At 71.1% G+C, this 13,787-nt stretch carries 15 protein-coding genes; 4 read left to right on the top strand and 11 right to left on the bottom strand.

The annotated features are described in order from the left end of the window. Positions 1-459: 459 nt before the first annotated feature. From G4D86_RS08995 to nrfH, 3 genes are all read right to left on the bottom strand, one after another. The gene (locus tag G4D86_RS08995) at positions 460-1,104 is read right to left on the bottom strand and encodes an START domain-containing protein (protein ID WP_163991613.1); all 645 of its coding nucleotides are present in this window, start codon (positions 1,102-1,104) and stop codon (positions 460-462) included. 474 nt (positions 1,105-1,578) lie between these two features. Next, positions 1,579-3,192 (bottom strand): ammonia-forming cytochrome c nitrite reductase subunit c552, encoded by a 1,614-nt coding sequence (locus G4D86_RS08990; protein ID WP_163991610.1) that lies wholly within the window; start codon positions 3,190-3,192, stop codon positions 1,579-1,581. Position 3,193: 1 nt separating this feature from the next. Continuing rightward, positions 3,194-3,739, bottom strand: coding sequence for a cytochrome c nitrite reductase small subunit (gene nrfH, locus G4D86_RS08985; RefSeq protein WP_163991608.1), 546 nt, complete (start codon positions 3,737-3,739; stop codon positions 3,194-3,196). Positions 3,740-3,902: 163 nt separating this feature from the next. On the opposite strand from nrfH, the gene G4D86_RS08980 reads away from it, so the two are divergent. Then, positions 3,903-5,420 carry an HAD-IG family 5'-nucleotidase gene (locus tag G4D86_RS08980; protein WP_163991605.1) on the top strand — a complete coding sequence of 506 codons (1,518 nt, stop codon included), beginning with the start codon at positions 3,903-3,905 and terminating at the stop codon, positions 5,418-5,420. A gap of 12 nt (positions 5,421-5,432) precedes the next feature. Here G4D86_RS08980 and G4D86_RS08975 read toward each other — a convergent pair whose 3' ends face one another. Then, the gene (locus tag G4D86_RS08975) at positions 5,433-5,888 is read right to left on the bottom strand and encodes a DUF2267 domain-containing protein (protein ID WP_163991604.1); all 456 of its coding nucleotides are present in this window, start codon (positions 5,886-5,888) and stop codon (positions 5,433-5,435) included. Positions 5,889-6,078: 190 nt separating this feature from the next. Here G4D86_RS08975 and G4D86_RS08970 point away from each other — a divergent pair, with 190 nt between their 5' ends. Both G4D86_RS08970 and G4D86_RS08965 read left to right on the top strand, forming a co-directional pair. Beyond that, positions 6,079-6,564, top strand: a complete 486-nt coding sequence (locus G4D86_RS08970) for a hypothetical protein (RefSeq protein WP_163991591.1) — start codon at positions 6,079-6,081, stop codon at positions 6,562-6,564. A 186-nt stretch (positions 6,565-6,750) separates the two neighbouring features. Next, complete coding sequence (locus tag G4D86_RS08965; RefSeq protein WP_240360131.1) at positions 6,751-7,050, top strand: hypothetical protein; 300 nt, start codon at positions 6,751-6,753, stop codon at positions 7,048-7,050. Positions 7,051-7,153: 103 nt separating this feature from the next. Here G4D86_RS08965 and G4D86_RS08960 read toward each other — a convergent pair whose 3' ends face one another. Beyond that, a complete protein-coding gene (locus G4D86_RS08960) occupies positions 7,154-7,849 on the bottom strand; it encodes a DUF1361 domain-containing protein (RefSeq protein WP_163991589.1) in 696 nt (231 codons plus the stop codon). Between the two features lie 119 nt (positions 7,850-7,968). Beyond that, on the bottom strand, positions 7,969-8,601 hold the full coding sequence (locus G4D86_RS08955; RefSeq protein ID WP_240360130.1) for a hypothetical protein: 633 nt from the start codon (positions 8,599-8,601) through the stop codon (positions 7,969-7,971). A 173-nt stretch (positions 8,602-8,774) separates the two neighbouring features. Between G4D86_RS08955 and G4D86_RS08950 the strand changes: the two genes are divergently transcribed. Next, the gene (locus G4D86_RS08950) at positions 8,775-9,173 is read left to right on the top strand and encodes a hypothetical protein (RefSeq protein WP_163991585.1); all 399 of its coding nucleotides are present in this window, start codon (positions 8,775-8,777) and stop codon (positions 9,171-9,173) included. A 1,007-nt stretch (positions 9,174-10,180) separates the two neighbouring features. On the opposite strand, the gene G4D86_RS08945 is transcribed toward G4D86_RS08950, so the two are convergent. The 5 genes from G4D86_RS08945 to G4D86_RS08925 form a co-directional block, all read right to left on the bottom strand. Further along, complete coding sequence (locus G4D86_RS08945) at positions 10,181-10,525, bottom strand: YciI family protein (protein ID WP_163991583.1); 345 nt, start codon at positions 10,523-10,525, stop codon at positions 10,181-10,183. 23 nt (positions 10,526-10,548) lie between these two features. After that, positions 10,549-11,793 carry a S1 family peptidase gene (locus G4D86_RS08940; RefSeq protein WP_240360129.1) on the bottom strand — a complete coding sequence of 415 codons (1,245 nt, stop codon included), beginning with the start codon at positions 11,791-11,793 and terminating at the stop codon, positions 10,549-10,551. After that, complete coding sequence (locus tag G4D86_RS08935; RefSeq protein WP_163991581.1) at positions 11,790-12,344, bottom strand: hypothetical protein; 555 nt, start codon at positions 12,342-12,344, stop codon at positions 11,790-11,792. Before G4D86_RS08935 ends, G4D86_RS08940 begins: the two co-directional genes overlap by 4 nt. A 77-nt stretch (positions 12,345-12,421) precedes the next feature. Then, a complete protein-coding gene (locus tag G4D86_RS08930) occupies positions 12,422-12,796 on the bottom strand; it encodes a type I phosphoribosyltransferase (RefSeq protein ID WP_163991579.1) in 375 nt (124 codons plus the stop codon). A 19-nt stretch (positions 12,797-12,815) separates the two neighbouring features. After that, positions 12,816-13,715 (bottom strand): hypothetical protein, encoded by a 900-nt coding sequence (locus G4D86_RS08925; RefSeq protein ID WP_163991577.1) that lies wholly within the window; start codon positions 13,713-13,715, stop codon positions 12,816-12,818. Positions 13,716-13,787 lie beyond the last annotated feature (72 nt).

Here is a 13,787-nt window from a genome sequence, read left to right as displayed (position 1 = left end):
GGAACGTTCCTTCCGCCAATACCTTCTACCGGAGGGGGCTGACATGGGTCGGGTAGGGCGGGACTACCTTTCCGGTGGAGTAGGGCTGGCGGTCATCGACGAGTTTCGCCCGCTGCCCGGGTGCCACGCGGTCGCACGCCCCGGAACTCCGGGCCAACCGGCCATCCACCCGACCTGTGCCGCCCGCAGTCGCGGCCCGGCGTTTCAGCTTCGAGCCCCACGTGCTCCGAGCCTGCGGCCCATGGCCGCCGCGCGCTCACAAGCCCCCGTGCGGTGGGCCTCCACGCCACGCGGTATGAACGCGACGAGCCACCGTCCACCGGACGTCACGAGCCACCGTCCACCGGCGTGACGAGCCACCGTCCACCGGCGTGACGAGCCACCGTCCACCGGCGTGACGAGCCACCGTCCACCGACGTGGTCTCACACCCCGTGACGCCGATGCGCAGCCGGCCCGCGTCACTTCGGCTTCAGTCGCGCCTCTGCATGCTGCCGGGCCCGCTTCTCCACCGCGCGGAAGGTGTCCACCACTCCGTCCTTCTGGCCCATGTTGGCCAGGAAGCCGGGGATGGAGCCGGCGGGGTCCACGGTGAATCTGTACACGACCTGGGCCTTCCCCTCGCCGCGAGGCTCCACGCGCCAGCTGCCCTCGTTGAGCCGCAGCCGCACCGTGTCGCGGCGCTGGGGAATGGCGTCCGGCTCCGCCCTCCAGTGCTGGGCGAAGACCCCCGTGCCATCCTCGGCCAGCTTCGAGTCCTGCACGACATGGCTCACGTAGTCGCGCGAGGACACCACGGGCAGGTCCAGCCGCGTGTACGTCCGCCGCGCGCCGTCGGGCAGTTCCTCGAGGGTGCGCGACTCCTTCACGTACGGCATCCACAATCGGTACGCGTCCACGTCCGTCAGCACCGCCTGCACGTCGGCCGCGCTGGCGGCGAGTTCACCTTCGGCCCACACATCCTTCGCACCGGTGCCCGGCCGGGGCCGCACCTTCACCAGGTATGGCTTCTCCGCCACCGTCTCCCACGCCTCTTCCGCGCGCGACATCCCGGCGGAGAGCACCAGCACGGCGGCGATGGCTCCCGGGCTCCATGGCATCTTCATGCGACCTTCTCCTGCGCTCCGGCCCGGTGTGCTGCTGCCTCCAACACCCTTCCAACGGACGAGCGCTCCCGGGCATTCAGTCCACCAGGGCCCGGCGCTGCGCCTCCCCCACCCGGGAGGGAAGACCTCCCGAAGACAGCGTGCGCCCGCTCCACCACCGGCCGGGCAGCCGCTGCTCATGAAGAGGCGCCATCCACCGCGGTGCCGTCACTCCCAGCCGTGGCATGGCTGGCTGGCCTCGTCACAATGAGTGCCGTCATTCCCAGCCGTGGCATGGCTGGCTGGCCTCGTCACAATGAGTGCCGCCATCGCCGCCGGGCTGGCGCTGGCTGGCTTCGTCACTGGGAATGAGTGCCGCCGTCACCGCCGGGCTGGCGCTGGCTGGCTTCGTCACTGGGAATGAGTGCCGCCGTCACCGCCGGGCTGGCGCCGGGTGCCACCCTCACCGCTGGGGCTTCCGCACCGGCTGAATCATCACCGGGTCGGTTTGCCACCGTCGGCCGCGCCGCCTCCCTCCGCCGGAGCAGCGGCCGCGCCACCCGCATCGCCGGGTCCCCCTCCGCCGCCCGCGCCACCCGCATCGCCGGGCCGCCCTCCGCCGCCCGCGCCACCCATGGGGGCGCCCACTGTCTTGCCCCGGACGCCGGGCCCGGGGTGGGCATCTCCCTCGGCGGCGGGCAGCATGTCGGGAATCTCCGGCTTGAAGGTGGAATCCCTCACCAGCACCTGCGCCTGACGGATGAGGTTGGTGGCCTGCCCGAGAATGCGGGCCGCCTCCTCCGGAGCATGGAAGCCCATCGAGTTCTCCGCCTCGATGAAGTCGAGCATGAACTGCCCGCGCCGCTGCAGCGCGTACACCCCGGCCAGCTCCGCGTCCGTCTTCCCCGCCGCCTTCGCGGCCTTCACGTCGTTGAGCAACCCCATCAGCGCATCCAGCCCCTGGTTGCGCAGCCGGAAGGTGCGCTCCTGGAGCGCCTCGGCGCGGGCGCGCAGCTCGGCCTCGGAGAAGTGGTGGCACGTCTGGCACGCGCGGTTGATGTTGAGCAGCGGGCTGCGCACGTGGTGGTCGCTGATTTTCTGCGCCCCCACCCGCGTGTACGGCATGTGGCAGTCCGAGCACGCCACGCCCGAGCGCGCGTGGATGCCCTGGTTCCACATCTCGAACTCGGGGTGCTGCGCCTTCAGCACCGGCGCGCCCGTCTCCGCGTGCGTCCAGTCCTTGTGCGGGTTCTCCTCGTAGTACGCGAGGATGTTCTCGATTTTGAGTCCCTTGTCCCACGGGAAGGTGAGCGTCTTCTCCGGGCCCTTGAAGTAGTACTCCACGTGGCACTGGCCGCAGACGTAGCTGCGCATCTCCTGGCGCGTGGCGTCCCGGTTGACGTCGTAGTCCAGCACGCCCTGCGCGGCCTTCATCCGCTTCATGCCCAGCATGAAGGCCGGCTTCGTCACCCGCAGCTGCAGCGTCTGGCTGTCGTGACAGTCGATGCAGCTCACCGGGTGCTCCACCTGCTTGCGCGCCTCGAAGTACGGCAGGTGGTTGACGGCGTCGAAGCCCTTGAAGAGGTCCCCGTTGCCCAGCTTCTTGTAGAGCGTGTACGAGCTGGCGTGGCAGTGCAGGCACGCGCCCGGCTGCTGCGTCACCTGCTGGCGCTCGGTGAAGGTCTGGTCCGTCAGCATGTACGCGTGGCCGCGCTCCTCGCGGAAGTCCTTGCTGAAGGCATAGCCGGCCCACATGCGCTTCAGGCGCGGGTCCTCCTCCAGCCGGCTCTGCGCCACCACCGAGCGCGGGTCCGCCTGCGTGGGCGCGTGCGGCACCGCCTCGCTGCCGCCGTACTTCGTGCGCGTCTGGTCCACCGTGCGCAGGTACATGTCGTACTGGAGCGGGAAGTTCTTCCCCCACACGGCCGGGTCCACCGTGTCGTCGGTGAGCTCCACCACGCGGAAGAACGGGCTTCGGGCCTCCTGCTTGCGCTCGAAGATGTTGGTGGCCAGCGCGACGGCGGCCGCCGCGGCCAGGGCCGACACCACGCCCACGGCCACCAGGAGCAGCAGGCCCCGCCGCTTCACGGGAGCATTCGGGTTCGCCATATCAGTCCAGCTCCAGGTGTCCCACCGAGTGGTGGCAGCGCAGGCAGCTCAGCGTCCCGTCCTCGGGCGGAGGGTGCAGGCTGCCATGCAGGTTGGCGTCCTTCGGGGTGTCACCCGGGGATTGCGCGGACACCCGCACCAGCAGCCCCGGCTCGATGGCGTGGACGATGTCCTGGTGACAGGAGCGGCACGCCGCCTCCGTCACCCGCAGGTTGCGCTCACCGATGTGGATGGGCTCGTGGAAGTCCCCGGAGGTGAAGGCCACCGAGTGATGCCAGCCATTGAGCGCCTTGGTGAAGTACTTCCCGAAGAAGTCGTGCGGGGTGTGACAGTCATTGCAGACGGCCACGGTATGGTGGCTGCTCTTCACCCAGCCCGCGTACTGCTCGTTCATCACGTGGCAGTTGGCGCACGCGGCCGGATCGTCGGTGAGGTACGAGGCGCCCTTCGCATAGACGAAGGTGTACCCGCCCGCGCCGACGGCGGTGCCCACCAGGACGGCGAGCACGACAGCGCTGATGGCGATGCGGCGGGAGACTCCAGGCATGCGGCTCCGGGGGTGCGCGCACCGTACGAATACCCCTCTCCGGTGGCAACCCTCGTCCCGTCATTTTGTCCGCGTCCGGCGCCCGGGCATGTGCCCTCCAGCAAACGAGGGGCCACGTGGGCATCGACTTTTGCCTCGGGCCGGGGCAAAGCCAGGGGTGTCTATGCGCTCGCACCCTTCTGGTCCCCCGCCCGAGCGGGGCCTCTTCTGCAACCGCACCCTCAACCTGCGCGCCATCAAGGCCGTGGGCTACGACATGGACTACACGCTCATCCACTACCGCGTGGAAGCGTGGGAGCGCCGTGCGTACGAATACATCCGCGACAGGCTGGTGGCGCAGGGCTGGCCCGTGGGGGATTTGACGTTCGACCCGGGGCTCGCCATCCGCGGGCTCATCATCGACACGGAGAAGGGCAACCTCCTCAAGGCCAACCGCTTCGGAATCGTGAAGAAGGCCCTCCATGGCACCCGGCCCATGGACTTCGAGGCCCAGCGCGACGAGTACGCCAGCACCCTCATCGATTTGCACGAGCGGCGCTGGGTGTTCCTCAACACGCTCTTCTCGCTGTCCGAGGCGTGCATCTACGCGCAGCTGGTGGACCGGCTGGACGCCGGCCAGCTCCCGGGCTCGACGCCCATGGGGTACACGGACCTCTACGAGCACGTGCGAAAGAATCTGGACGCCACGCACATGCAGGGGCGGCTGAAGGCGGAAATCATCGCCGACCCGGAGCGCTACGTCATCGACGACCCGGAGACGCCGCTGGCGCTGCTGGACCAGCGCCACGCCGGCAAGAAGCTCCTGCTGATTACCAACAGCGAGTGGGCCTACACCGAGCCCATGATGCACTTCGCCTTCGACCGGCACCTGCCGGGGGGCATGACGTGGCGGCAGCTGTTCGACGTGGTGATTGTGTCCGCGCGCAAGCCGGAGTTCTTCACCACGCGCTCGGCGCTCTATGAGGTGGTGGAGGTGGGCGGCGAGGCGCTGCTGCGGCAGCACTCGGGGCCCTTGAAGCCCGGCACGCCCTACTTCGGCGGCAGCGCGCTGGAGCTGGAGCGCCACCTGGGGCTGAGCGGGGACCAGATTCTCTACGTGGGCGACCACATGTTCGGCGACGTGCACGTGACGAAGGACGTGCTGCGCTGGCGCACGGCGCTCATCCTCCGCGAGCTGGAGGACGAGGTGCGCGCCATCGCCGGCTTCCGCGCCACCGAGGCCCGGCTGGGCGAGCGCATGGAGCACAAGGAGCGACTGGAGGCGGAGAGCTGTCAGCTGCGGCTGGAGCAGCAGCGGCGCCGCTTCCAGTACGGCCCGCGCTCGGACACCCCTTCGGAGACAGAGCTGGTGGCGCGGCAGGCCGAGCTGCGCACGGAGCTGGAGGCGCTGGACGCGGAGCTGGGGCCCATGGCGCGCGCCGCCACCGAGCTGTCCAACCCCGTCTGGGGCCTGCTCACGCGCGCGGGCAATGACAAGAGCCACCTGGCGCGGCAGATGGAGCGCTACGCGGACATCTACACGTCGCGCGTGTCCAACTTCCTCTTCGCCACGCCCTTCGTGTACCTGCGCAGCCCGCGCGGCAGCCTGCCGCACGACCCGAGCCTGCCCGGCGGCACGCCCGTGTTTCCCTCCTCGGACAGCGGCGGTGGCGGGCTGATGGGCCCGGACGTCGGGGAGTAGCGGCCTTCCCGCCTACTGCGTGAGCCGCCAGAGCGCCTGGAGGTCCGGGGGCAGGTTGCTGGCGACGTCGTTCGCCTCGCCCTCGGAGATGAGGTCTCTCATCGCGCGGAACACCGCGCGCACCACGGGCTCCATCTCCTCCACCGGCTTCTCCAAATCGTCCGCCACCGTCTGGAGGAACTCCTCCTTGCCGAAGCGCCGGGGCCGCTGCGGGCGCTGCTCCAGCGGGGGGAGGAAGTCCACCAGCCGGCGCGGCAGCTGGGCCTCCAAATCCTTGGCCTCGGCCGGGAGGATGCGCCGCTCCAGCGCCCGGAGCACGGCCACCGCCGCGCACTCGGCCAGCGACGGCTCCAGCTTCCCCACCTCGCACAGGTGCCGGATGAAGGCCGCGTAGGTGGAGCGGGTGTGGGACTCGTGCCGCTGCACGCGGCGCTGCATCAGCTCCGTCTCATTGGTGGGGCGCGTCATGTCGGGGGCCTCCGTTCGTCCCCGACAAGCTGCGCACGCCCCCGCCTCCGCCGGGCCTTCCAGCCAGTCATACGGCCTCCCGAGCCACCCCACTCACGGGGTGGGATGCGTGTAGATCCGCGACATCACTGGACTTTTGTTCAGCACACCCCTGGAGACCGGCCAGGGGGCCAGGGCCCGCGGGCAGGGCATGTCAGACCGCCCCAGTATGAATGGTCCCGTGAGCCACTCGACCCCGGACAACTCGCCGTCGCGTGTCCTCGAGCAGCGCAACCTGCTCGGGGGGATGGACCTCAGGCCCGTACTGGGCCGCGGCAACCGCAAGCGCGGACGCAGCTTCCACGTCGCCTCGACGGGACGGATTGGCTTCGCGGCGGCCCTGGCGCTGGTGGTGGAGCACGGCCGCCAGAAGGCCAAGGAGATTGGCACCACGTCGCTGAGCCGGTGCCCGCGCTGCGGCCACACGGGCCCCACCGAGCAGGACTTCGGCTACCGCATCATGAAGAGCGGGCGCCGGCCCCAGTCCTGGTGCCGCGGCTGCCGCGGCCTCCACCTGGAGCCCTCCGAGGCCACGCAGAACACCACCTCCTCCCGCGCCGCCGAGGGCTGGCTCTTCCCGCCCGAGAGCACCACCAGCACCCGCCCGCCCAAGAAGGGGAAGCGCTCGTCGACGTAGGGCTTCCCGCCACGCGCCGCCGGGCCCACGAGCCCGATGTCGGCCCGGAGGGAAGTGTCCCGCCCCACGGGGAGGGAGGAGCGGCTGGAGAGCACGCAAGCACGCGGCGTGGCCCCCGTCGCCTCCCCCGGAGGGGGATGGAAAAGCCGGGGCGCCGTCCTTACCTCTCCACGGAAGGAGGGCATCATGGCCGTGCGGACGAAAGTGGCAGGAATCAAGAACAAGCGGCGGGTGGATGCGCACTCGGCCCAGCCCAGTGTGCAGGCCAGCAAGGGGCGCAAGACGCTGCCCCGGGACGACGCCGCGGCGCTGCGCCGTCAGAAGACGCTGGAGCGGGTGACGCTCGGGCCCGCCGCCGAGTTGCACGAGCCCAAGAGCCAGCGGCGTCGCGCGACGACGCTCAAGGGCCGCAAGAAGGCCCCCAGTGAGATGAACGTGAAGCACCGGGGTGGGCCCAAGAAGCGGGCACCCCTGCACGGCGGCTGAGCGGACGCCCGAAGCACGTGGGACACCGTCCCGCCCGGGTGCACCGGGTGCGGACGGTGTCCTCGTTTCCGGGGAGTGCCTTCGGCTGGGGGCTTTCCGCCCGCTACGTGGCGCGGCGGCAGCGCAGGCGGGCCATCAGCGTCTCGAAGAGGGCGTAGGAGAGCAGCACCAGCCCCGCGAAGAGCACGGTGAGGCGCGTCAGGTGCGGGAAGGCGCCGGGCTCGCGCAGGTGCGCGGCCATGGTGGAGAGCAGGCGCCCCGGCTCGGCGAGCACGTCCCAGCTGTTCCACCGCTCCACGCGGCCCAGGTAGATGCCATAGCCACACAAGAGCGACGTGGCGGCGACGAAGGCCCAGGCGCGGGCCCGGCCCCAGCGCTGCTCCAGCCACTCCTTCCACACCTCCAGCGAGAGCAGCCCCATCAGCCAGCCCGTCGCGGCGAAGAGCGCGAGCAGCGCCGCGTCGAACCAGAGCGGCACCACGGGCCGCTGGCGCAGGTGGATGAAGTCCGTGAGGAGGTACGGCGCGTTGGGGAACAGCGCGAGCCACCCGAGCGCCAGCGGTGCCAGCAGCCACCCGCGCCCCCTTCCCCGCGCCATCAACAGGCGCGCCACCAGCGACAGGACGTAGGGCACCCACGCCAGGAACAGGTTCCAGGGGAGGAACGCGAAGCTGGCGCGCTCGCTCCAGTCGAGCCGGAGGGCCAGCATGCCCACCGCGACGGCACTGCTCAGGAGCGCGGGCCAGAAGCCATGGCGGCGCAGCACGGACAGGAAGGCAGGAGGGGCAGTCGGAGTCATGGACATGGTGACGGTGGGGCAGCCGGGCCGCGCACCGTGGCCCGGAGGACACGGGGAGGGGCCTGGGAAGGAATGTGCCCACAGGCCAAAGCAACGTCCGGGCCAGGGCCGGGTGTCCCTCAGGACGCGGGCGGCCAGAGCGCGCTGACGTCCGGACTGTCGGCCAGGTAGACGGCCCAGACGGGCTCCCCCGGGAGCCGTCGTGAGTCCGCGAGGCGCGACGAGGGCACGCTCCCCGGCACGGGCTGGCCGTGAACGAGGAAGACGTAGTCGAGCTGGGCCACGCGTCCCGCCTCGAGTCCGGGGACGATGTGGCGCTCCACGCGCGTCAGCTCCGCCGGGGCGCTCAGGCCCCAGCGCAGGGCCTGGAGGCGGCGGCGCTGCTCGCGGCGGAGCGCTCCGGGCCAGCCCGCGCGGCGGAGCAGCACGCCCACCAGAAGAAAGATGCCGGTCATCAACAGCAGGGGCCGGAGGAACACGAGCGCCACCGGCAGCATCAGCGCGCCCAGGGCGAGGAAGAACGTGCCCAGCCAGTACTGGGTTCCCAGCCTCGGACGAAGGACGGCGCTCCGCTGCGCCCGGGTGAGCCGGCGCGGAGGGGGTGGGGGCGGAGGTCCGCGCGAGACGTGTGCGGCGTCCTCCAGGAAGCCTCCACACTCACGGCAGCGCGCGTCGCGGCCCGGGAGGACGGCCCGGCCACAGCCGGGGCAGGCGCGGTGGGAGGCGTCCGGCATGGAGGGTGGGCGGGGCACGGTGGCGTCATGGGAGCACCGCGACGTGCGCGTGCGCAACCTCGTCCCGGGTGCGACGCGGGTGTGGCCGGAGGGAGAAGGCTCGCAGCGGACGGCAGCGCTGGGGCCCGTCAGCCCTGCCGCTCCCTGGCAACCGGGGAGATTCATTCCTACCTGAGTGCCTGGGAGGTTCCATGCCAGAGAAGACTCGGGCGGTGCGTGTGAAGAACGCAAAGAAGAGGGGCACGACGCTGGCCCTCAAGGCCACGGACGTGGGCCAGGCCGCGGGCGAGAGCACCCACAAGGCGAAGAAGAGCGGTCGACTGGCGCTGGGGAGCGCGGACTTCCAGGACCGCACCGTCAGCCCGCGCAGTGCGCCGGGCAAGGGGCTCACGGCGAAGAGCCGCAAGTTGCCGGTGCCGGAGCTGGGCAGCAGCACGTCGCGCCGCAAGACGCTGCCGTCCGCGGCCGCCGTGGCGTACCGCAAGGAAGGCACCGCCAAGCGCACCACGGGACGCGGGGACACGACGCCGCTGAAGGCGGGGAAGGTCTACAAGAGACGGGGCGCGCGCAAGACGAGCATCCGCGCCTGAGTGACACGGGGGCCGTGCGTCGGGGAACCGGGCATGCATGCCGCTGGGCTCAGCCGAGGCGTGGGTGCGGCCTGTATGGCCCGGCGTGACTGAATGGAGATGAAGGCGTGATGAGTGGAGCCATGCGACGCCGTGGGTGTCAGGGCCTTTGGCGTCACGGAGGATACTTCGCCATCAGCGGTCCACCGGCTGAAGGCCCTGCCCGGCATTCGGAGCGGAAGCGGAAGGAAGCTTCATTCCACGCATCCACCGCTCGACGGGCCCGGCCCGGCAGCCATCGGAAGCGGAAGGAAGCTTCATTCCGCGCCTTCGCCGCCCGACGGCCCGGGCTGGCAGCCTGCGGGAGCGAAAGGAAGCTTCATTCCGCGCATCCGCCACCCGACGGCCCCACCCGATAGCCAGAGCGGAAGGAAGGCTCATTCCGCGCATTCGCCGCCCAGCAGCCAATGGAATCGGAGGGAAGGCTCATTGCCTTCAGCAGCCCGCCGCCCGACGGCCCCGCCAGGCAGCCGGAGTGGATGCGGAAGGAAGCTTCATTCCGCGCATCCGCCGCCCGACGGCCCCTCCCGATAGCCAGAGCGGAAGGAAGGCTCATTCCACGCCTTCGCTGCCCGGCAGCCAGCGGAAGCGGAGAGAAGACTCATTCCCTTCAGCAGTCCGACGCCCGACGGCCCCGCCCGGCAACCGGAGCGGAAGCGGAAGGAAGCTTCATTCCGCGCGACCGCCGCTCGATGGCCCCGCCCGGCAGCCATCGGGAGCGGAAGGAAGCTTCATTCCGCGGGTCCGATGCCGGCACTGAGCAGAAGCGGACGGCAGATGCATTGCCTTCAGCGGCGCACTGCCTGGCGACCCCGCCCTTCAGCCATCGAGAACGGAAGGAAGCTTCATTCCGCGCATCCGCCACACAGCAGCCCCGCCGGCCGCCATCGGGAGCGGAAGGAGGCTTCATTCCGCGCCTCCGCCGCCCGGCGACCCCACCCTGCCGCCATCGAGAGCGGAAGGAAGCTTCATTCCACAGGTTCGCCGCCCGCCGGGCTGGGACGCACGCGCGACGCCCCCACACCAAGCAACTCCGCGAGGGCGGGATGCACACGGCCCGGGTCGATGGTCGTCACCATGTACTCCGCGACGCCGGCCCGGACGAAGGGGTCCTCGGTGGTGATCCGCTCCACGGCAGCGCGGTCGACGCCGCGGGCCACGATGGCGCCTCCGTGCGCCGACGGAACCGTCTGCCCGGACACGAGGAAAGTCCCGGCCCGGTGGTGGCGCTCCAGGTAGCGGACGTGCTCAGCGACGTAGGGCTCCGCCTCATGCTCCGCCACGCGGTACCGCAGGACCAGCAGATGCAGCATGCGCACCGTCCTCCCACAGGCGCTCAGCGCCGTGCGAGCCGACGTACGCCGCGCGCGGCTCGAAGCGCAAGCACGAGCAATCCGAGGAGCGAAGGACCCGGCACGCTCGCGCAGCCTCCCGTGTCGTCGGCTTCGGGCTCGCGAGGGTCCACCGGGTCGGGAAGCGGCCCGGTGCAGGACGTGAAGCAGCGGCACGAGGCATCGCCCTCGGGCTCCAGCCGCGCGCACAACCCGCCCGCACCACACGAGGCGTCGTCCGTGCACATCGCGCCGTAGTCCCCCTCCTGGAGTGCGGGCAGCAGGCACCGGCCGGGCGCACCGTCAGCGGACACACAGGTGAGCCCGGAGGGGCACTCCGCGTCGCGCGTGCACGTGGCGCGGCAGAGGTCTTCTGGTGCCAGCGTGGGCACTCCGGGCGCGGGCACCTCCGCGAGGAACGGGCGGATGAAGCCATCGAGCAGTGCATCCACGCGCACGTTGCGGGCCTCGTCCCGGCAGGCGACGTCACCGCTCGCGGTGAGCCCGACCAGTACCTCTCGCTCACCGTCGCGCAGGAGCACCGGCCCACCGCTGTCCCCCACACAGCTCATGCTCGGCGAAGGCCCCGCGCGGAAGGCCGCGGGCTCCACCTGCGTTACCGCGAGCGTCCCCTGCCGCCTCCGGCCGGACGGGGCCCGCGCGTCCTTCGTGTCCCCGAAGCCCACCACCCGCACGGAGGCACCGACGACGGGCGCGGCGTTCGTGGACTCGGGCAGTGCGAACGGCGTCACGTCCACCGGTGCCGCGAGCCGCAGCAGCGCGGCGTCATACGCATGCGTGGCGGCGTCGTAGTCCGGGTGGATGACAGCATGGGACACGCGAGCGAAGCGGCCACGCGGCGAGGGCTCCGGTTGGGGAAGCACCACCTGGCCGAAGTAGACCTCGTGCGGCCCTTCCGGCCCGAAGATGGCCAGACAGTGCGCCGCCGTGAGCACCACGTCCGGAGCGATGAGCGCACCGGAGCAGAGCAGCACCGGAGGCTCGCCACTGCAGCGCGTGCGCCGGGCGATGAGCGCCACGGCAGCGACGTCTTCCGGCGCGTCCGTGCCGTCCACGATGGACGTCGAGTCCGTGCGCGGCATGCCGACGGACGACGCCTCCGTCACGGGCTGGCATGCGAGCAGCGAGGCCACAGCCGTCAGCAGGAGCAGCGCCCCCACTCCACGATGCCAGCCACCGGCCCTCGCGCGGGACGCCGGAGCACGCGCCGACGCGGGACGCCGCCTCATTCGGCGGACGACTCCTGCTTCGCCGCCTCGCTCAGCTCCTGAAGCTCCTCGCGCAGCTCGTGCAGCCGGGCCCGGTCGCGTATGAGAAGCGTCTGGAGCTGCGCGCTGCGCCGGTCGTCACCACGCGACTCGGCCTCCTCGCGCTCGCGCTCCAGCCGCTCCACATCCCGCCCCAGCAGCGCGGTGATGTGCGTCGTCTTCTCCAGCCGCCACTGCGCCGTCTGCGGCAGCTCGGGAGCAATCTCGTCATTCTCCTGCGAAGACGCGCCCTCCACCTCCGGCTCCGGCGCGACGTCACCGGGCCGCAGCGCCACCACCGTGGCCTGCGCCTCGCTGCTCGCGAGCACCGGCTCCGCCCGAGTCCGCGCGGCGGCCTTCTCGGGCACCGGCACCGGCACCGGCGCTGACCCCACGGACGCAACGGACGCCGCCGCGACAGGAGCCTCGGACACGACCGGAGGCACGGAAGACGTCGGCCACAGCACCACCGCCAGCAGGGACACGGTGAGCGCCACGGCGGCGGCCAACATCAGACGGTATCGAATCCTCATGACTCGCTTGCCCTCCCTCGCGCCCGCCGTACTGCAAGGCGCGTGCAGGAAGCCGGACGTGAAGCGTACTCCACTTCTCAGAACCGCACGCGCCACGCGCCTGCCTGCCGTTCCACTCGCAACAGCCACGGCTCCTTGCGCTCTTCACCGTCCCGCGCGACGCGGGCCCGGACGATGACGGCCTCCGCGTCCCGCCCGTCCACGGTCGCCCCGGAGATGGCCACCAGGGAGAAGCCGTGCTCATTCAGCTCCCGCACGGTCTCCTCGCAGGGGCGCGCGCTGCCCCCGGTGGCCAGCAGCGGCTCCAGCACCGCGCAGTCCTCCGAGGGCAGCGCCGCGAAGAAGCGGCGCACCGTCTCCTCCGCGGCCTGTGTCTTGGAAGACGCGGACGAGCACCCCAGGGCGGCCAGCACCAGCCAGCACGCCCCGACGCCCGCCCGCCTCCCCTTCATGCGAACCGCTGGCATGCGCTCAGTAGCAGTTGGGCGCCATCAGCTCGTCGTCGCTGGCGGACACGAACTGGTCATCGCAGTAGCCGCTCGCCAGCACGTGGCCGTTGCGCACGCAGCCGTCGTGGTTGGTGGCATCCAGCGTGTACTGGGTGTCACCGCCGCAGCCGCCGCCGCAGCGGCCGTAGCAGTTGCCCATCACCTTCGGGCGGGACCAGTGGTCCGGCTCACCGCACAGCCACGTGCTGCCGCTCAGGTAGTACTCATCACCGCTGCACGAGGTGTGGTCGCCGAGCTGCGCAATCTGCTGGTTGCCCGCCCAGTCGAAGCCGCCCTTGTTGCAGTCGTGCTTCGAGTACGAGTACCAGTTGTACACGCCGCCGCAGCTGCCCGTCTGGCGGCCGTTGCACTTGGTATAGCTGCACAGCATGGTGTAGCCGCGGCCCTGCTCGCCCATCACCGTGCGCTTCAGGTCCACGGTGCCGGGGTTCTGCGCCCACAGGCCCACCGCGCGGCGCAGGTACATGGCCTCGGGGGCCGCCGCATCGCCGGCGGGAAGCTGCGCATTGAGCGCGCCGTAGAAGGCGGCGAGCAGCTCGCGGTCCGAGTCACCGAGCTGCGTGTCCGTCGCGCTTCCGTCCGCGAAGCCGTCCAGCGTGGAGACGCCGCTGGCCGGGTCCATCAGCCCGGTGAGCGTCATCCCGCGCAGCCGCACCTCCAGTCGGTACACGCCGGGCTCGACCTCGCGCGAGGAGAACGACACCTCGCCGCCGCCCTGGACGAAGGTGCCGTCCGTGCGGCCCGCGGCCTCGGACATGGACAGCCCGTCCTGCTTCACCTCGGCGGCGGTGTCACCACCACTGGAACCTCCACATGCAGCCAGCATCAACGACGCGACCGCCGCACACAGCGCCTTGCGCATAACGTTGCCTTCCCTCCGGCCAGGGGTTTGGCCCCAAAGAGACGATGGTGGTACCGGGCACTCGGGCAGCGC

Origin of the sequence: Pyxidicoccus caerfyrddinensis, from assembly GCF_010894405.1 — a bacterium.
GTDB lineage: Bacteria > Myxococcota > Myxococcia > Myxococcales > Myxococcaceae > Myxococcus > Myxococcus caerfyrddinensis.
The sequence above is the reverse complement of the archived record's forward strand: the minus strand, read 5'-3'. Positions and strand labels throughout refer to the sequence as shown.

Coding starts and splice junctions, on each gene's coding strand:
- G4D86_RS08965 (WP_240360131.1), top strand. CDS start 6,751: ATGGCCGTGCGGACGAAAGTGGCAGGAATCAAGAACAAGCGGCGGGTG.
- G4D86_RS08975 (WP_163991604.1), bottom strand. CDS start 5,888: ATGACGCGCCCCACCAATGAGACGGAGCTGATGCAGCGCCGCGTGCAG.
- G4D86_RS08935 (WP_163991581.1), bottom strand. CDS start 12,344: ATGAGGATTCGATACCGTCTGATGTTGGCCGCCGCCGTGGCGCTCACC.
- G4D86_RS08940 (WP_240360129.1), bottom strand. CDS start 11,793: ATGAGGCGGCGTCCCGCGTCGGCGCGTGCTCCGGCGTCCCGCGCGAGG.
- G4D86_RS08990 (WP_163991610.1), bottom strand. CDS start 3,192: ATGGCGAACCCGAATGCTCCCGTGAAGCGGCGGGGCCTGCTGCTCCTG.
- G4D86_RS08950 (WP_163991585.1), top strand. CDS start 8,775: ATGCCAGAGAAGACTCGGGCGGTGCGTGTGAAGAACGCAAAGAAGAGG.
- G4D86_RS08945 (WP_163991583.1), bottom strand. CDS start 10,525: ATGCTGCATCTGCTGGTCCTGCGGTACCGCGTGGCGGAGCATGAGGCG.
- G4D86_RS08925 (WP_163991577.1), bottom strand. CDS start 13,715: ATGCGCAAGGCGCTGTGTGCGGCGGTCGCGTCGTTGATGCTGGCTGCA.
- G4D86_RS08995 (WP_163991613.1), bottom strand. CDS start 1,104: ATGAAGATGCCATGGAGCCCGGGAGCCATCGCCGCCGTGCTGGTGCTC.
- G4D86_RS08930 (WP_163991579.1), bottom strand. CDS start 12,796: ATGAAGGGGAGGCGGGCGGGCGTCGGGGCGTGCTGGCTGGTGCTGGCC.
- nrfH (WP_163991608.1), bottom strand. CDS start 3,739: ATGCCTGGAGTCTCCCGCCGCATCGCCATCAGCGCTGTCGTGCTCGCC.
- G4D86_RS08970 (WP_163991591.1), top strand. CDS start 6,079: ATGTCAGACCGCCCCAGTATGAATGGTCCCGTGAGCCACTCGACCCCG.
- G4D86_RS08980 (WP_163991605.1), top strand. CDS start 3,903: ATGCGCTCGCACCCTTCTGGTCCCCCGCCCGAGCGGGGCCTCTTCTGC.
- G4D86_RS08960 (WP_163991589.1), bottom strand. CDS start 7,849: ATGACTCCGACTGCCCCTCCTGCCTTCCTGTCCGTGCTGCGCCGCCAT.